The 17,269-nt window shown below is 61.0% G+C and carries 17 protein-coding genes, 4 pseudogenes and 1 riboswitch; of the genes and pseudogenes, 3 read left to right on the top strand and 18 right to left on the bottom strand.

From position 1 onward, the window contains the following. Window positions 1-245, top strand: a pseudogene (locus ACR652_RS11330) (arylsulfatase); the annotation flags it as partial. A gap of 317 nt (window positions 246-562) precedes the next feature. Next, window positions 563-1,015 (top strand): YidH family protein, encoded by a 453-nt coding sequence (locus ACR652_RS11325; protein ID WP_434506602.1) that lies wholly within the window; start codon window positions 563-565, stop codon window positions 1,013-1,015. A 157-nt stretch (window positions 1,016-1,172) separates the two neighbouring features. Here ACR652_RS11325 and ACR652_RS11320 read toward each other — a convergent pair whose 3' ends face one another. The 3 genes from ACR652_RS11320 to ACR652_RS11310 all read right to left on the bottom strand — a co-directional run bounded on the left by ACR652_RS11320 (window position 1,173) and on the right by ACR652_RS11310 (window position 3,391). Next, window positions 1,173-2,132 (bottom strand): ornithine cyclodeaminase family protein, encoded by a 960-nt coding sequence (locus ACR652_RS11320; RefSeq protein WP_434506601.1) that lies wholly within the window; start codon window positions 2,130-2,132, stop codon window positions 1,173-1,175. 706 nt (window positions 2,133-2,838) lie between these two features. Then, complete coding sequence (locus ACR652_RS11315; protein ID WP_434506600.1) at window positions 2,839-3,078, bottom strand: hypothetical protein; 240 nt, start codon at window positions 3,076-3,078, stop codon at window positions 2,839-2,841. A 13-nt stretch (window positions 3,079-3,091) separates the two neighbouring features. Beyond that, window positions 3,092-3,391: a LuxR C-terminal-related transcriptional regulator gene (locus tag ACR652_RS11310; protein WP_434506608.1), complete on the bottom strand. Its 300-nt coding sequence runs from the start codon at window positions 3,389-3,391 to the stop codon at window positions 3,092-3,094. Between ACR652_RS11310 and ACR652_RS11305 the strand changes: the two are divergent. Continuing rightward, window positions 3,312-3,515, top strand: a pseudogene (locus ACR652_RS11305) (hypothetical protein); the annotation flags it as partial. The gene ACR652_RS11310 and the pseudogene ACR652_RS11305 sit on opposite strands and share 80 nt — an antisense overlap. 39 nt (window positions 3,516-3,554) lie before the next feature. On the opposite strand, the pseudogene ACR652_RS11300 reads toward ACR652_RS11305, so the two are convergent. The 15 genes and pseudogenes from ACR652_RS11300 to ACR652_RS11230 all read right to left on the bottom strand — a co-directional run. Then, a pseudogene (locus ACR652_RS11300) lies at window positions 3,555-3,740 on the bottom strand (OsmC family peroxiredoxin); the annotation flags it as partial. Window positions 3,741-3,744: 4 nt separating this feature from the next. After that, on the bottom strand, window positions 3,745-5,277 hold the full coding sequence (tnpC, locus tag ACR652_RS11295) for an IS66 family transposase (protein ID WP_434506599.1): 1,533 nt from the start codon (window positions 5,275-5,277) through the stop codon (window positions 3,745-3,747). Window positions 5,278-5,346: 69 nt separating this feature from the next. Next, complete coding sequence (gene tnpB, locus ACR652_RS11290; RefSeq protein ID WP_434506607.1) at window positions 5,347-5,691, bottom strand: IS66 family insertion sequence element accessory protein TnpB; 345 nt, start codon at window positions 5,689-5,691, stop codon at window positions 5,347-5,349. A gap of 8 nt (window positions 5,692-5,699) precedes the next feature. Continuing rightward, window positions 5,700-6,134 (bottom strand): IS66-like element accessory protein TnpA, encoded by a 435-nt coding sequence (gene tnpA, locus ACR652_RS11285; protein ID WP_434506598.1) that lies wholly within the window; start codon window positions 6,132-6,134, stop codon window positions 5,700-5,702. Window positions 6,135-6,150: 16 nt separating this feature from the next. Beyond that, a complete protein-coding gene (locus ACR652_RS11280; protein ID WP_434506597.1) occupies window positions 6,151-6,750 on the bottom strand; it encodes an MFS transporter in 600 nt (199 codons plus the stop codon). A 117-nt stretch (window positions 6,751-6,867) separates the two neighbouring features. Beyond that, window positions 6,868-7,146: a hypothetical protein gene (locus tag ACR652_RS11275; protein ID WP_434506596.1), complete on the bottom strand. Its 279-nt coding sequence runs from the start codon at window positions 7,144-7,146 to the stop codon at window positions 6,868-6,870. A 196-nt stretch (window positions 7,147-7,342) separates the two neighbouring features. Further along, window positions 7,343-7,981 carry a family 16 glycoside hydrolase gene (locus tag ACR652_RS11270; protein WP_434506595.1) on the bottom strand — a complete coding sequence of 213 codons (639 nt, stop codon included), beginning with the start codon at window positions 7,979-7,981 and terminating at the stop codon, window positions 7,343-7,345. A gap of 123 nt (window positions 7,982-8,104) precedes the next feature. Beyond that, window positions 8,105-8,950, bottom strand: coding sequence for a DUF1259 domain-containing protein (locus ACR652_RS11265; protein WP_434506594.1), 846 nt, complete (start codon window positions 8,948-8,950; stop codon window positions 8,105-8,107). Between the two features lie 23 nt (window positions 8,951-8,973). After that, window positions 8,974-10,302: a chromate efflux transporter gene (chrA, locus tag ACR652_RS11260; protein ID WP_434506606.1), complete on the bottom strand. Its 1,329-nt coding sequence runs from the start codon at window positions 10,300-10,302 to the stop codon at window positions 8,974-8,976. A 44-nt stretch (window positions 10,303-10,346) separates the two neighbouring features. Further along, window positions 10,347-11,174 carry a chromate resistance protein ChrB domain-containing protein gene (locus ACR652_RS11255; protein WP_434506593.1) on the bottom strand — a complete coding sequence of 276 codons (828 nt, stop codon included), beginning with the start codon at window positions 11,172-11,174 and terminating at the stop codon, window positions 10,347-10,349. Between the two features lie 301 nt (window positions 11,175-11,475). Next, window positions 11,476-13,908: a TonB-dependent receptor gene (locus ACR652_RS11250; RefSeq protein ID WP_434506592.1), complete on the bottom strand. Its 2,433-nt coding sequence runs from the start codon at window positions 13,906-13,908 to the stop codon at window positions 11,476-11,478. A gap of 113 nt (window positions 13,909-14,021) precedes the next feature. Further along, a riboswitch (cobalamin riboswitch) is annotated at window positions 14,022-14,217 on the bottom strand. Window positions 14,218-14,292: 75 nt separating this feature from the next. Next, window positions 14,293-14,454 (bottom strand): hypothetical protein, encoded by a 162-nt coding sequence (locus ACR652_RS11245; protein WP_434506591.1) that lies wholly within the window; start codon window positions 14,452-14,454, stop codon window positions 14,293-14,295. Between the two features lie 65 nt (window positions 14,455-14,519). Continuing rightward, window positions 14,520-14,672: pseudogene (locus tag ACR652_RS11240) on the bottom strand (nickel-responsive transcriptional regulator NikR); the annotation flags it as partial. Between the two features lie 102 nt (window positions 14,673-14,774). Continuing rightward, window positions 14,775-16,121, bottom strand: a complete 1,347-nt coding sequence (locus ACR652_RS11235) for a TolC family protein (protein WP_434506590.1) — start codon at window positions 16,119-16,121, stop codon at window positions 14,775-14,777. A 188-nt stretch (window positions 16,122-16,309) separates the two neighbouring features. Then, window positions 16,310-17,260: an efflux RND transporter periplasmic adaptor subunit gene (locus ACR652_RS11230; protein ID WP_434506589.1), complete on the bottom strand. Its 951-nt coding sequence runs from the start codon at window positions 17,258-17,260 to the stop codon at window positions 16,310-16,312. Window positions 17,261-17,269 lie beyond the last annotated feature (9 nt).

Here is a 17,269-nt window from a genome sequence, read left to right as displayed (position 1 = left end):
TCACCCGGCTCCGGGTGCCGAAGTTCTTCAATCTGCGCACCGACCCTTACGAGCGGGCGGATCGGACGTCTAACACATACTACGACTGGCTGATTGACCACGTCCCTATTTTGTATGGCGCGCAAGCGATCATGGCGGAGTGGGCGGCGACCTTCAAAGACTTCCCGCCCATCCAGAAGCCGAACACCTTCACAATCGACGAAGCGTTAGCGAAGATGCACGAAACCGCCGCCGGCATGCACTGAGCGGCGCTTTTTCCTTCCCCCTTTGGGGGTCCCGCGCAGGGCGGCGGGCGCAAGCCTGCCGCCTGCTCACTCCACCGGAGCCCCGCTAGGATTAATTGCATGAAGACAAGGCTGCACCCGAACAGAATGCCGGCGCCGGAAGGCGCCTCGTTTGCCTCATTCCGCGGTTCGCGGAGGAGACGAGTGACCAAGGCGTCGTTCCTTCGTCGTGGCCTACTGACAACCCAGGAGTGGTAAATGACAATCGACGATTCGCTGCGCAACTTCAATTCCTGAACCGAAAGCGGTCAGGCCACCACCTTTACCCATAGCGAACGATGACTCCTCCCGATCTCAAGTCCGACGTCAACACCGAGCTTGCGGCGCGTCGTACCGGCATGGCGTTTCAGCGCACGCGACTAGCCGAAGATCGTACGCTGATGGCGGTGATCCGCACGTCGCTCTCGCTTATTGGCTTCGGCTTCACGATTTACCAGTTTTTTCAAGGATTACGCGAACAAAACGTCATCTCAAGGGCTGGAGCGCCGCGCCATTTTGGCACTTCATTGGTCGGACTGGGCGTTTTGATGCTGATATTGGGCATCGTTTACCACGTTCGCTTCATGCTGGGTCTCCGCCGCTTGCGGCAATCAATGTCTAAAGACGGGCTGATCCATGGTGAAACCGTGTTTCCGGTGTCGTTGACCTTGATCAGCGCGTTAGTTCTCCTCGCGATCGGTTTCACCGCGATGCTCAGTATGGGGTTTCAGATCGGTCCTTTCCGCGGTTAACGCATGATGCATGTTAGTGTGTTCCGTTGCGTTAGCGGAGGCGGCGCAGACCGAGGCGCGGATTCGCAGGTCGTAAAATGGCTTTGGCAGAAGTATCGCTTTCAGCCGCATCGCTTTCACAACACCGCGAATGGCTTTCTGTATCGTGACACAAAGACTATGGAGCGCCGAAGACGAGCTTTGCCGCGATCAGATCGGCTACGCCAGAGCCGACGCTTTTGAAGCAGGTGATCTGATCGGGAGCTTGTCTTCCAGGATGCACCTTCTTGCATAACTCCGGGAGCGTTGCGACGACGTCGCTTTGATCGATGATTCCGCTCTCGATAGGCTGAATAAGGTCGCCTGATTCGTGCAGTGCAGTCGTGCTATCAACGAAAATCAGCGACTTTCGAATCGCTTCATCATCCGCTTCACGCATTCCAGGCGTGAAGCTTCCGATGAGATCAACGTGCTGGCCCGGCTTCAGCCATTTTCCCCGGATGAGCGGAGAGGTCGATAGGGTCGCAGCGCTGATGATGTCCGCGTCGGCGATTGCCGATTCGAGGTCGTCGGCGACGGAGGCGGCAATACCAGCGGAGTTGAGTGCCGCCGCTAGGCGTTCGGCGCTGCCTCTGTTGATATTCCAGACCTGTATATGATCGATGGGTAAAACCGTCCTGTAGGCTTGCGGGAGCAGGCGAGCGACCTGGCCCGTCCCGATCAAAAGCAGGCGTCGCGCGTCAGGGCGGGACAGATATCGCGCAGCCAGGGCCGAGGTTGCGGCCGTACGTCGCGCCGTAAGGACGTTTCCGTCGATGAGGGCAAGTTGGCGGCCGGTTTCGCCATCGGACAAGAGATAAGTGGACGTTACGCTCGGAAGCCCTTTCGCCGGATTGCCTGGGAAGACCGTTACGGTCTTCACGCCGATCAACTGTTCGGATGATGAACTTTCGGTCCAGGTCGGCATCAGTAGGAGCGTAGCGTCATTGCCTTCGCGCCTCTTTAGTGAATGGTGGTGCCGGACCGGGGCAATGTAGTCATTGGTGAAACCTTCATCCAAAGCTTCGATGAGTTGTTTGAACGGGAGGGATTGGCAGGTCGTTTCCGCATCGATTATTCTGAAAATCGATTTTGGCATCGCGGCTCCTGACAGAATAAATCGCTCGATTGGTGGGGTGGCGGGCCCTTTTTGGGATCATAATTTGTGCGGGCTCGTTGGCAAAGGTTTCTTAGCCGAATCGTGGGGCAAAATCGCTGAAACATATTTAGCTAGACGGGGCGAGGATCGCCTTCAAAGGCGGCCCCTTGAAGGGGAGGTGAGTTCGAGAGAGGTCCCGCTTGCCCTGTTCCGACAAATCGGAAATTATCAGCGCGCTATCCAAGAGAGTGATTCGTGAAAACACTGCGCCTTAAAAATCCGCCTGCCATCATTCCGGACGCATTCAGACGCTCGCATCCGCAACGATCGATTGAGCCTCTGGCGATTAAGGGCGCTAGAGCAGTGTAGGTCGAGACGACCGCAGCCAAGCGCGGCAAGCTTCGCGCGGAGGCCGAAGCGCTATTTCGCCGCCAAGGATGATGAGCTTAAGAAGGCGATCCGAGCTTCTCGCTTGCTATGCATCTTGTGATTGAAGCACTCGGAACGTCGACCCCAATCGCTGCGATGCGTGCTAAAACGCGGAAGCCTCCTTCCCCGTCAATCGTGCTTGCAGCTTGCTCGTTGTTAGCTTGGCAAGAGCGTTGAGAAGCTTGTTCTCCGAATCTACAAAAAAGAGAGGATATTAAATTCTCTTTTCTGATCTTCCGTCGAATGCGAACACTGTCGCCTTCTCGTTCGAACAACGTCAATTAAAGCGATCGACTAGCAGGGCTCGATGTAAGACTCGAACCTCTTTCGACAGGGCGAAGGCGTAAATGGGCCCGATAGCGTAGTTCTCGAAACCAAGCAGTGTCGCCGGCTTGTCGAAAACCCCAAATGGGAGCATCCTTTCGCCAAAACCGGGCGACATCTCGCAAGCCTCGGTGACGAGCACAAACTCAAGGCTCGGGCCGCGCTTATCGATGTTTAAGAAAAAATAGGCCATCGACGATCTCTGCTCAGCGAGCCTTATCCGGCGTCGATAGAGACATGAGCTCTTCGGAAGCGGCAAGCGCAGATCCTGCTTTGTGCTCGCGGTAGGCCTCCGTACCGGTTCCCAGCAACCCCTGAAGCTGCGCTGGGTCCGCGGCGACAGCGATCTTAATCAACCCCGCGAGGCCCCGCGCTCTAGCCTTCGCCATAACATTGGCCCGATGCACCTCCGCAGTGCGGACACTAATGCCAAGATCGTGGGCGATCTCCTTGTTGCTCCTCCCCGCAAGCAGTTCCCGAAGCACCTCGGCTTCACGATGCGTCAGCGTCGATAGGCGGGCCCTAATCGCTTCCAAGCCCTCGTCGCTCCCTTTTCGTTCAAAAGCGGCGTCTAACGCCGAGGTGCGCAACAAAGAGACGGGCAAGGTCGAGACGGTCTCGACATGGGGGGTCCGGGTGAGCGAGGAAGTCTATCTCAGAGTGCTCGCCGACAAGCGCTTCGGTTGTAAGTTCAGTCGCAGTATAGCCAGAGGCCTGGAGCTGAAAGGCAAGCGGCATTGTGAAGCAACCTGCGTGTGCGGCGGCGATTAGCTCCTCGGGATTCGTCCCTTGCTGGTTCTCGAACCGAGTCCGGTAGGAATAGGGTGTGCGCGACAGCGTTCCAGAGTAAGCGCTGTTTTCAGGCCACGTCTTTGAGAGCGATCGGCTGCGCGTAAGCCCAGGGCATGAGCTCGTCGAGCTTGCTGGCGAGATGTCCATCGACGATCTTATTGAGGACATCGGCGATATAGGCCTGCGGATCGACGCCATTGAGCTTGCAGGTCTCGATGATCGACGCGACGATCGCCCAGTTCTCGGCTCCGCCGTCGGAGCCGGCGAAGAGTGCGTTCTTGCGATTGAGGGCAATGGGGCGAATGGCGCGCTCGACGATGTTGGAGTCGATCTCGATGCGCCCGTCGTCGATAAAGCGCGTCAGGCCGTCCCAGCGCGAGAGCGCGTAGCGGATCGCCTCAGCGAGCTTGGTCTTTTGGCTGATCAGCGCGAGCTTCTCGCGTAGCCAAGGCTCAAGGGCGTCAAGGACGGGACGGGATTTCTCCTGTCGCGCCGCACGCCGATCATCGGGGTTCTGCCCACGGATGTCGCTCTCGATGGCGTAGAGCTGGCCGATGCGCGCCAGCGCCTCGCTGGCGATCGGCGCAGGGCCGCCGGCGGCGAGTTCGTAGAAGCGCCGTCGGACATGCGACCAGCAGAAGGCGAGCGACACGCTGTTCTTCTGCGCCAGCGCGCGATAGCCGGCGTAGCCGTCCACCTGCACGACGCCCGCGAAGCCGGCGAGATGAGCGAGCGGCTGCTCGGATTTTCGGTTTTGCGCATAGACATAGACCGCGATCGGCGGATCGTCGCCGCCAAAGGGCCGGTCATCGCGCGCATAGGCCCAAAGTTGGCCGGTCTTGGTGCGCCCGCGCCCAGGGTCGAGCACCGGCGCCGTCGTCTCGTCGGCGAAGATCTTCCTCGACAATCTGATGTGTTCCAGAAGCCGCTCGTGCACGGGCCGCAAATGCCAGGCGGCGCGGCCAACCCAGTCGGCGAGCGTTGAACGGTCGAGGGCGATCCCCTGCCGGGCGTAAATCTGGGCCTGGCGATACAGCGGAAGATGATCGGCGTATTTGGAGACGAGCACATGGGCGACGGTCGCCTCGGTCGGCAGGCCGCCCTCGATCAGACGCGCCGGGGCCGGCGCCTGCACGATTGCGCCCTCGCAGACGCGGCAGGCGTATTTGGGACGCCGCGTCACCAGCACGCGGAACTGCGCAGGAACGACGTCGAGCCGCTCGGAGACATCCTCGCCGATCCGGTGAAGGGCGCCCTTGCAGCAGGGACAAGCTTTATCTTCGATGTCGACGATGGTTTCGATGCGCGGCAGATGCGCCGGCAGTGCGCCACGGTTCGTGCGGCGCCTTCTGGCCGCCTTGTCGCGTTCGGCGGTGGATTTTGCTTCCGTCGCCGCCGCCGCGCCGGCTTCCGTCTGCTCGACCTCTTCGAGCGCGAGCAGCATCTGGTCTTCAGGAAGCGTCTCGGCGCGCCGTCCGAAGCGATGGCGCTGCATCTCCTTGATGATCTGAACGAGGCGCTCGTTGCGCGCCCGCTCGGCGAGGAGCATCGCCTTCAGTTCGTTCGGATCGTCGGGAAGCGTCCCGATCGCTTGCGCCATAACCGCAGAAGATCATATTCTTCGTCGTCTTTCGACGCTCTTCGACACCCTGATTCACTGTGTCGCAGCTCAACCGGGCAAGGCCGGCGCCGGCGTCTCTTTCGCGCAGTGGACGCGTCGCCAGTCGAGCCCCTCCAACAGCGCCGAAAACTGCGCCGCCGACAATCGCATCACCCCGTCTTCGATCTTTGGCCAGCGGAACTCCCCGTCCTCCAGTCGTTTGGCGAAGAGGCACACGCCCGTGCCGTCCCAGAAGACAAGCTTGATGCGGTCCGCCCTCTTCGCGCGAAAGACGTAAATCGCGCCATCGAAGGGATCGCACTGCATCGTCTCGCGCACCAGCGCCGCGAGACCCTCCGCGCCCTTGCGGAAGTCGACAGGCTTCGTCGCCACCATCACGCGCACGGCGCCCATCGGACCGATCACTTCGGGCCCGGCGGGGTTCGCAGCGCGCGTAGGATCGCCGTCGCCATGCCAATGTCCGCGTCACGCCAGATCCACACATGCGCCTCGCCGATCTCGATCTCCACGACGGGAGCGGCGACCTCCGGCTTCGGTGCAAGCGGTGCCGGCGTGCGCACAGCGGCGCCGTTCTCCGCAATTGCGGGAACAAACGCCGGCGCGCTCTCCGCCTCAGCCCTGCGGCGCGCCTCCCTTCGCCAGGTGAAGAGTTGCTGTGGCGTCGCGCCATGTCGACGCGCGACCTGCGAGACGACCGCGTCCGGAGCCAGCGACTCTTCGACCGCCAGCGCCTTCTCATCCTCAGACCACCGGCGCCGCCCGCCAGCTCCGGTGATCACCTCGATGCGCCGCACCCCGGAGCCGTTAGGCTCAATCGATGGATCAAGTCTAGACACGAGCCTTATCTCCAAATCAGGAGATCAGACTCGCCGCTTTCATCTCGCGTTTGAAGGTGGGGCCGTAACAGCGCTTACCCAGGATCGCGTAGATCGCAAACATGGCCTTCACACCCAAAAGTTCTGGCCAGCCCAATCGGATGAGAATTTCGGGCAAGGAGGCTGCCAGCGCGCCTCCAGCGGCCGCCAGTCCGCCGATGAGGCTATATCGCGCGAAACCGCTGGTCCGCGCCGCGGCGGCCGTCTCTCGAGTTAGAACGGCGTGCTCAACGGGCACGAAGGAGCTTGCGCTGCCGCCCGACGGATTGACAGAACCAACGAACGCCACGATGAGGAGCAACGCATAGGAGTCGATGATTGATAGTGCGACTCCGGTCCCCGCCATCAAGGCAGCTGCGGCGATCAACATGTGTCGCGCGTCATAGCGGTTGCCGACAAGGCCAATCGCCAAGGTAAGGAGGGCCGAACCCAGCAATGCTGTGCCCGCTAGCGCGCCGATTTCGAATGAGGAAAGCCCCAGCCTTGTGAGATATACCGGCAGCAGCACGGCGACAAAGCCGTCGCCGAAGTCGCGGAGACCACGCGCCCAGATCAATAATAGAACAGTTTTGTTCATCGGCGAACCAGCTGATTTCGACGCGGCGGATTCTTCCGTCGCCCGCCGTCACTTCAGAAACCCCTCCAAAGAGGGGTCGGCTCCATCAAGCGCGAGTTTAACTGCGGAGCCCTTGGCTCAAACGTCGTAACAGTTTTCGCCGAAGCGGTCCGTCATGCAAAGCTTGTCCTTCGAGACCGCCCATTTATCGGTCGTTGTCTTGCCCATTCGCGTGCTTTGAAACGTTCCGCCCGCGGCGAAGCGATAGGAAAAATGGACGCCGTCGCTGAATTGCTTTCCATTCAAGGCCCGCTGAATTTGATTTCCGGTCAGCTTTTTGAAGCCCTCGGATTCGGGGGAGGCGGCTAGGGCCGGCGAAATCAGCAGGACTGTCGCCAACAGCGCGCGCGTATGCATTTCAGCTTCTCCTTATCTCGCGCCGCAGGGCGAGATCCGCCCCGGTTGCGTGGAACGCAACGCTAGTGGTCGCTGGTCGCCGAGGGAGAAGGACGTCTGCGTCGATAAGGCGCGGCTACGTCCTAGGATCATGGCGACAAGATAGCGTCGTCGCGGCTTATCGCCGCAATGGCGAGTGCGTCTCTAATCGGTCCACTCAATCGTGAACGATCGGCGTGACGACAAGATCATCAAACGCCGTAACCGAGTCGGCCTTTGTCCAAAGCCCAACTCGCCCAGATTTAAATCTGTCGTCTCGATGATCGATGAGCTGTTGCTCGTTGAGCCAGCCCCTTAGGCGGTCACCCTCGGCGCTGATGCGCAGCTTATGCCATTGACCGAGCGAGGGGGCCTTGGTCTGTGTTTCGAGGATTTTTCGCCGGCCATTGTCGTAATAGTAGAGATTGAAATTATCCTCCAAGGCGTTGGCTCGGATCACGTAATAGCGGCCTTCGGAAAAGCGAAAGACGATGCCAGCCGCCGCGTCCCTTTTTCCCGAAATTGGTTTGAACCGGACAGAGGCGTTGACATCGGCAAAGGGACCGGCAGGCGCGACGATCACATTAAAATCATTGTTTGTCGCGTGTTGAACCAGCGCTTTACCGTTCAACGCGCCGGGGACATCCTCAACGCTCCATTGTCCCGTCACGGTCTCCCACCCGTCGAGAGGATGCGTAAAATCGAAGCGCATTTCGGAACCAGCAGCTTTCGCTTGCCGACCACCCGTGACAGCCATCAAGCCGCCCACTGCCGCGACAGCGGTCATGAGCTTCCGCCTTGAGATGTTGTGGTTCATGAATCCTCTCCTTCGCGTTTGGCCAAAACCGCGTGGTTGATCAGAACGCAGGACTTTCCCATCGTTCTGAACCTTCCCGGCTCAGCTAATGGGTCTGATGATGAGTCACGTCCAGAGCCGCCTTCAGCCCCTTGGCCAAACCAACCGCGTCGGCGTTCGCCCAGAAATAACGAAGAACAGCCGAGGCTCGTCGTCGAGCATATGGCTGTGTAGCGCGGTGACCTCGATCCCGTTGGACTGAAGCGCCTTCAGCAGCGGCTCGACCTCCTTGGCCGTTGCGACGATATCCCCCGTGATCGCCGCCTTACCGTCGCCCGTGGGCTGGAAATTGATGGCGTGCGCGACCCCCAGGGAAGGGGCGATTGGCGCGCCTTCGGCTTTGATGGCGTCGGCTCTTGGGACGCTGAACTGATAGACGCCGCCGTTGTTTTTCCCCTGGGAGCCGAGGGCTTCTTCCACTTGCGCCGTGTCGAAGTCGATCTTCGGGGGTTCTCCAGCCGCAGCGGCAGAAGGCTCAAATGGCGTCTTTGTTTCCGCGAGCGCATCCCGAACGGCCTTGGCGAGTTTCACGGGGTCGCCGTGCGCGCCGATATGCATGTAAAAGGGCGTGGGGCTGGCGCGCAGCAAATGATTATGGACGGCCGTCACCTGGACGCCGTTGGCGAGCAGCGATCGCATGACGGGGTTCACCTCAGTTTCCGTCAGCACCAGATCACCCATCATCATGGCGGCGTGTCCCGACGGCTCAAACGCGATCCACCCGCCGAGCGCGAGGCCAGGCTTGATGCCGACTCCATCGAGGGTCACGTGGAGATCGCTACGGGGGAGGCCGTATTTATGCACGGTTCCAGCGACAGCGGCCTTCTTGCCAATGGCGGCCTCAACCTGCGACCAGTCGATTTCCGCCACGGCGGGGAACGCTGGGAAAAGCAGTCCGATCGTGGCGAGAGCAGCAAGCGCCTTTTTCATGACTTTCTCTTTCCGTTGCACGTCTAGATTGCCCCCAGGAGGAACAGGCCTATTCCCGCCAGGCAGGAGCCCGCCAAGGTCGCAAGCATGCCGACCCGAAACCGGAAGATCGCAACCGCGGCCACGACTGAGAGGGCGAGGCTCCAGAAATCCACGCTTGCGAGCATGGGCGCGTCGAATGACGACCCATAGCGGTCGAAAGCGACCGTCTTGCGAAAGATGGTGTGGATAGCGAACCAGATCGCGAGGTTGAGGACGACGCCGACCACGGCGGCGGTGATCGCGGCCAATGCGCCCGATAGCGCCCTGTGCTGTCTGACTTTTTCGATGTAGGGCGCGCCGAGGAAAATCCAGAGGAAGCAGGGCGCGAAGGTGACCCATGTCGCTAACAGCCCGCCGAGCACGCCCGCAAGAAGCGGCGGCAACTCGCCCGGCGAACGGAATGCCGCCATAAAGCCCACGAATTGCAAAACCATGATGAGCGGGCCGGGGGTGGTTTCCGCCATGCCCAGACCATTGAGCATTTCTCCAGGCGTCAGCCATTCGTAGGTTTCGACCGCCTGCTGAGCGACGTAGGCAAGAACCGCATAGGCCCCGCCAAAGGTGACGACAGCCATTTTGCTGAAGAACACGGCGATCTGCGAAAAGACGTTTTCCGAACCGACGGCCAGTAGGATGGCGGCGACGGGGACGAGCCAAAGCGCGAGCCAGATCAGGCTCACCTGCAGCGCCCGTTTGGCGGAAGGGAGCGCATGAGCGGGGGTCTCATTGCCAAGAAGGCTTTCCCCATCCTCATGCGCGGCTCCGTGCCCCACTGCCGCGAAGGCGGGATCTCCGCGCGACGCGCCGATAAATCCAATCAACGCCGCCGCCAGGATGATGATGGGGAAAGGCACGGCGAAGAAGAAAATGGCGACGAACGACATCGCCGCCAAAAAGCGCATGGGCTGGGATTTGAGCCCGCGCTTGCCGATCCTCACGACTGCCTCAATGACGATTGCGAGGACTGCCGCCTTCAATCCAAAAAACAGCGCGGCGACAATACCGACATTTCCCCAGAGCGCGTAGATGACGCTGAGCGCCATGATCGCGACGACGCCAGGGAGAATGAATAGTCCGCCAGCAATGAGCCCGCCGAGGGTCCGATGCATGAGCCAGCCGATATAGGTGGCAAGCTGTTGGCCCTCGGGGCCAGGCAGTAGCATGCAATAATTGAGGGCGTGCAAGAAGCGGCTTTCCGGCACCCATTTCTTTTCATCGACGATTATCCGGTGCATGACCGCAATTTGACCGGCAGGCCCGCCGAAGCTCAGCATAGCGACCCGCGCCCAGACGCGGGCCGCCTCCGTCATGGACACGCCATGATCGCGGCTCGTGGTTTGAGGTAGATGGATATTCACGCCATTTTTCCCGATTTTGTCGCAGGCCAGGTGTGGGGCTCGTCAGTTGCGTCACGACACCAGCGGTAAAAAGCGTCGTAGAGCGCCAACCCAGCTTCGAGTTGTTCGAGATCGTCCGCATACATGCGGGATTGACCGAGCGACGCCGCGAGTAGTCCCGCGGCTTCAGGGGCAAGGTCAAGGCGCGCCGTATCCGCTCCGCGGACAATGACGGCAAGCCTTTGCAGGGGTTCTATCGCCAGGCCCCATTCCTCGAGCATCGTATCGAATGTGCAGCGTTCGCCCCTGTGGCTCCAGAACGCGCCCTCAATGTCGAAGGCCGCGCCGCCGAAGCGTTCCGCCACGGCGGACACCTCGGCTGGCGCAACGAAGAGAAATACCGCGCTTGGATCGACGAATCGGCGAATGAGCCATGGACAAGCGATGCGATCGACTTTCGGGCGGGAGCGCGTGACCCAGATTGTGCGTCCGAAGGCGTCGCGTCGTGGCACTTTAGCTACCGGAATGAGTGGCCCGCCGGCCTTGATCCACGCCAGGTGTCCGCCCGTCAGCACATCGGCGGACGCCGCTCCGGCGTGGCGGAGCCAGGCCGCGACGCCTTCGCCGACCTCATGGCCACTCTCGTCGATGACGATGGTCGCGCGCCCGGCAAATTCCACGGCCCAGTCCGAGACGGTTTCTAGCGGGCGTCGCAAGGCGCCCGGCGCGAAACGGGGATCGGATTTGTATTCCTCATCAGTCCGAACGTCGATCAGCGCAGGACAATGACTGACGCCGATCAGACGTGTGAGTTTGTCGGGAGAGATGCAGTTGATTGACGACATGGTGCGCCCTTGGTGGAAAACCAGGCGCGATTCTTGGGCATGTCGCCTCGTGGGGAGATCGCTTCCCCATGGGCCCATAGATTGCCGTCGGTTGAAAAGAAGTCAAGGCCGAAAACTGCAGAGCCCAGCACTGTGGGAAGGCGCCCACATCGAGGCTGAAAAATGCATTTGCCCGCGCCGGGGAAACGGAAGGGAAAAAGGCTGACGGGCCCTTCGATTGAACGCCCGGCGGACCTTGGCTGGGAGCCGGACGCCGAGACAATCGCTCCCTGCCGAACTTCTCAGCGAAATTGCTGTGGCTTCACCTCGAAAAGATCGAGAACGGCTCCGCGAGATCCGGCAGGGCGGCGATCGGCTTCTCGAAATTCAGCGGTCCGCCCAGGGTCAGGCGCACAGCCGGCGGCTCCACGGGTTTGAAATGCCGGTCCATAACGCCGACCGCGCAGACCGTGGCGGGCGCGATCCCTGTGGCGCATTGGTTGTAGAGGGCGTCGGTCGGCAGGAGCGAGCCATAGCCGTAAGTGATCTGGTCCGACCGCGAGTTGAAGATGTTGAAGGCGTCGAGCTGCAGGCGCCAGCCATCCGCCCAACGGTAGCCAAGCCGCGCCGCGACCGTGCCGGTCGCTGGCGATTGCAAATAGCCGTCCTCGGTGAGCGCGCGCGTGCCGATGTAGCGATATTTCAGCGCGCCGAACCAGCCGGTCGCCTCGCCGAGCTCCAGGCCCGCCATGGCCGTGACGGCGACCGCATTCTGGAGATAGTTGCCGGGCGCATTGCCGAGGAAAGTGAGAAAGGGGAGCGCCTCCGGGGTTGTTAGATCGAGATAGGCCAGCGCCTGCCCCTGATCGACGCCACGGTAGCGCGCATGCACCAGCGCCACGTCGCCATCAAAATCTATCCACGAGACGGGCCGGTAATGGTTCGCGATCTCGATGCCGTAACGCCGGCTGGGGCGGCCGAAAATTGTCGTGCCGGTGTCGCCTACGAACTGGTTTTCGGAGTCCAGGTTGAGCCAGAAAAGCGCGACGCTGGATTCGAGCCCGTCGATGGCCTTGGTGCGCGCGCCGAGTTCGGCGCCGCGCGACTTCACGAGCAGCGGGATGGGCGCGACCTGAAGTAAGCCGCCCTGCTCGGACAGCTCGGAGGTCGAGAAGATCTGCACTGTGCCGCGCGCGTCCGTCGAGTGGAAGCCCTCGCCGTAATTGGCGAAGAGCTCCGTCTTGAAGAACGGCCCGAGAATGATCGACGCCTTGGGGCTGAATAGCGACGCATCCTTCGAGCCGCTGTTGATGGGTCCGGTCCAAAGCGCGACCGGCACGCCATCGGGATTGAGAAGCTTCGGCGCGCCCCGATAGTTCTGCCGCGAATTCACGCTCGCCGTGTAATAGTCGAGGCGCCCGCCCGTGACGGTCTTGAGCCACGGCGTCCAGCGCACGGCCGTGTCGGTCCAGAGACCGACGCTGCCTTCCCCGACATTGTCGAGGCGCACCGCGTCATAGAGGAAGCGGCGATAGCTGTCCTGCAGGCCGAGATTAATCCCGTCGTAGCGGCCCTGGAAGCCGATGCGGGTTTCGACCGGGAGGCCGAAGCTGTCCCATTTGATGCTGTGCTGGGCGTTCGTTCCCAGCATCACGCGGCGGTCGAATTGGTGAAACTGGTCGCCTAAAACCGGATTGTCGAGAAAGTAAGTGAAATCATTGTAGAGATCGAGCGAGGATAGGACCCCGTACGTCTCCACGCGCGAATTATGATTTCCCTCCGTCTCGCTCCAGCGGCCCGAGAGCGAGACGCGGGACATGTTGCCGCCGTCGGTGGGGTTCAGCGTTCCCCACAGCGACACCAGGCCGGAATTGACCGCGCGCTCCGGAATCTGGTCCGTCGAATACCACTTGTTGGCGTAGGCCATGGCGGTGATCAACATGCCGTCTTCCTGCGTGCCACGCGACCAGCGCAGCACGCTGTTGATGCGGCGCATATTGTCGCCGCGTTGCCACGGGCCGTTGTAATATTGCGCCTCGACCGCGCCGTAGGCGTCGCCGCCGTTGATATTCTTATAGGGCGCGACCGCGAGGGCCCGCGCATAGGCAAAACTGCCGCCGGTCACCTGGTAGTAGCCCCTGTCGATCTTGTCCTTGTATTGGAGGTAGATGGAGCCTGCGGAGGAGAAGTCGCCGTCCTGGGCGTCGTAGGGCCCCTTGCGCGCGAGCACATAGGATAAAAGCTCGGGGATCATGAAATTCGAGTCAGCATAACCCTGCGCATGCCCATGCGTCCGCATATTCAGCGGCACGCCATCGAGATAGAGCGCGAGGTCCGTGCCGTGGTCGAGGTTGAAGCCGCGCAGGAAATACTGGTTGGCCTTGCCGTCACCGCTGTGCTGGCTGACAATGAGGCCTGGCACGATCTCCAGCGCCTCGGCCGGGCGTGAGAAGGGTAGGGCGTTTACTTCCTGGCCGGTGAAGAAGGCTTCGCTCGCGGCGGTCATAGGCGGCCGTTTTGGCCTGTCGGAAACAGTCGCCGGCATGGGACGCGCGACGGCGGCGACAAGGGGCGACGCCGGCTGTGTCTGTTGGGGCTTCGATGGTTGCGCGGCCCGAGAAGGCGCGCGTGCGGCGGGGCGTACGCCGATCGTGATGGTCGGCAGGGCTTGCTGCGCATTCGCCGCCGCCGTGGCGGAAAGGATGAAAACTGAGGCGAAAAGGAACAAGCCGGAAAGGCGATGCGATGAAACCATGGCTAACTCGCAGTAGACGTGGACCGTCACTGCGAATGGCCCCTCACTATCGTCCCTCATCGAGCGATGATAGTTAAAAAGCCGCCTCGGTGCACCCCGCCCGACGCTTTCGCGCGTGACCACGAATAACGGCAGGTCTCCTGGCTCGCGGGTCGTGGCCTCGGACCGCCTTCCCGAACTTGCGCCCAGTGGCTTTTTTGGTCTCCGGCTTACCGCTTACAGTTGCGGGGGCAGCCGCGGCTTTGGGCAAATCACCCGCACCGCATTCCCTTTTGATCCCCGAAGGGAACCGTTGGGCTTCAGTAAACAGGCTCGCTATCGGGCATGTCAAGCCGGGGCCAGGATGACCGATGAGCCGCCGCCGGAATACAATCTTGCCATCCATCACATGTCGATTTCCGTAGATGCCGGAATGACGACAAGGCGCCCACAGCGCACGCCTCGCTGGCCGATGAGATGGCTGGCGAAGTGTTCAACCCGTGATTTCTGGCCTTTAGGCAGCGATACTTCGAGGCAACTGCGTTCATCCAAGTGGACGTGCAGCACGGCGATCGGATCTCGACATGATGGTGATGGGCGCGGAGGAGTTCCCTTGAAAGCTGCCGCGTCTCATAGTCGTAGACATAAATGAGCGCCGCAATGCAGGGCCGAGCGCCGCCGCCTGTTGTGGGCTCCTTCAACAGGCCGGCGCGCACGAGATCGCGAACGGCCTCGGACCGATTCTTATGCCCACCTGTCGCCAGGTAACGGTCGAGCGCACTCATAAGGCCCTTGTCAATCGTCACCGTCACGCGCTGCATTGCTGATCACCGTAGGGTTAAAGACGCCCTTCAAAGCCTTGCTTCACCGGCGCCAGGCAGACGAGCTTAGCACCCTCCTGAGCGATTGTTTCGGCGGGCGCCGCCCGGTGGGGCGGACGGTGCATGGCAAGAGGGCTCGGTGACGTTTTCCTGGCTAATTAAGCCCATCGCGCCAAGCAGATTGATCTGAGCCTGGTTGTATTGAACGACTGCGGTCGCGTATCTGAGGCGGGCCTGGTCGGCGGCGTCTTGAGCTTGCAACGCGTCAATCAACAAGCCTGTGCCAGCCAAGATGTTTTGCTGCGTCAATCGCAGCGCCTCTTCAGCTGCTTTGACCTGCTGCCGGGCGATCGGGACGGCCTTCTTGGCGAAAATGCTCGCCTGGTGCGCCGCGACGACGGAAGTTTGCACCTGCTCTAACTGGCGGTCCAGATCGAGAGCCGCGATACTTACGTTTGCCGCGGCGGTGCGAATCCGGCCGAAGGTTGCAAGGCTCCAATTGAAGCCTGCTGTAACAAAATATTTTTGCTGGCGATATAATGTGTCCTTGGTTAAGGGTGCGCCCGCCGGCGGGTAGCCGACTGCGGGCGGCGACGGCGCAAAAGTGCGCGAGGCCTGGATTTGCGGCCCGAGCCCGCCCCAGATGGTCGCGCCTTTATCCGCTTCGGCAGCGGCCAGCGAGGAACGGACCGCTTCCAGGTCTGGCCTGAATTGAACCGCCGCGACTAGCATGTCATCGATCGGCATGTTTTCCTGCACTAATGCCGTCTGCGCCATGGCGCCCGCCCTCGGCGCCAGCATAATGGTCGGATCGAAATTGAGGGTGGAACTCAGCGTGACAGACGCGTTGTAAAAGCTTGTCAAAGCCGTCAGCAAATCCTGCTTTCTGGCGGCGAGCGCGGCCTCGGCGCGTAATTCATCGGCGGGCAGCCCAGTTCCAACCTTCACCCTTAGTCTTTGGATGCGGAGCAATTCCTCGGCTTCTCGCATGGCGCGCTGCGCGACTGAGACACGGGCTTGGGCCAGCACCAACTCATAATATTGCACAGCCGCCAAACGCGTGGTTTCCAGAATCACTGCCTCGTCTCGCTGTTCCGAGGCGTCGAGCCGCCGCTTCGAGGCGATGATGTTATAGGCCACCTGGCCGGGATTGATGATCCACTGGACGATAACCGCCGGGAAAGTGTGCGAGAAACTCGCGAGCGCAAGATTGCTGATATTCGAAAGCGCGCCTTGAATGCCGAGCGTCGTGATTTGCGGCGAGATTGAGGGGAATATCATGCCAATGTTGGCGTCGACTTCGCCCCGCGACGCCTCGACGTGCTGCTGCGCTTCGAGAATATCGATATTGCGCGCCATGGCGACGCCGATCACGGTCGGCAGATCCACAGGCAGGAGGCGATGTTCATACATGGGCTGGATGTGAGACGCGTCCACGTTCAGAGACGCGGCAGGTTGTGAGACCGGCGCAACCGAGGGCCGCACAAGCTCTACTCTGTCCGCTCGTGATGTATCCAGGCATCCGGCCAAGGGCGGGAGGATCACCCCCGCTAAGCTTACGCGCCAAATGAACCCGCGTCTCCGAGCATAATCCGGCACAGCTAGGGCTCCGCCATTTGAGGCTGAGGGGTTAGAGTCACTTGCGCATACATGCCTGGCAGCAGTTTCCCGTCGGCATTGGGCACGTCTATTTCGATCCGCATGGTCCGGGTCGCGCTATCGAGCGCGCTGGCGGTCCGCGTGACGTGACCGTTAATCGTTCGGGCCGCAGGCCCAGAGAGGGTTATTTCGACGGGCAATCCTGGCCTGATCCCTGAGGCGGCGGCCTCGGGCGCGTCGGCAAAGACGCGCACCACGTCGATTTCTTGGCACGTGAACAGGGGAGAACCCCGCGTCGCCGTCGCCGCTTGCACCAGGTCACCGGGGTTAACGAGGCGCCGCGTCACGACGCAATCAAACGGCGCGATGATTTTGTCATATTCAAGCAGCGCCCGCAGCCTCGCTGACTCAGCCTTGGCGGACTCGAGGTCGGCTTCGGCTAATTTGACCTTTGCTTTTCCGGTTTCGACTGTCGCGCTGGACACGCCTTCTTTCGCCCGCGCCTCATCGAGCGATTGGGCGGTCGCCGCCCTCCCGGCAAATAACTCATGCTGCCGCTTGAGGGTCACCTGTTGCAAAGCAAGATCGGCCTGCATGCCGATAAGCTGCCGCTTTGCCACTTCAAGCGCCGCCTGGGTCTGCTGGACCGAAGCCTGAACCTTATCAAATTGCGCTTTCAGTTCTGGATCATCGATCAGGGCGAGCACCTGGCCCTTTTTGACGTGATCGCCGAGATCGTTGTTGATCTGCGAGATGAAGCCCGAGTTTTTCGCGTAGAGATCGGTGGCGAAGAAGGCCTGGATGGTAGCCGGCAGAGTGACGGCTGCAAACGGATTAGCCGCGAGACCAGCCTCAGGCGTAGCAAAAAGAACAGATGCGAGGACAGCGATTATGCTTGCTTTTCCAAGGAGGCGGGATCGTACGCGCCGGAAATCAGGCTTAATCCAAATCATTCTCCCGCG

It is taken from the genome of Methylocystis sp., assembly GCF_051061225.1.
Taxonomy (GTDB): Bacteria; Pseudomonadota; Alphaproteobacteria; order Rhizobiales; family Beijerinckiaceae; genus Methylocystis.
This window is presented reverse-complemented; position numbering and strand designations above follow the sequence as displayed.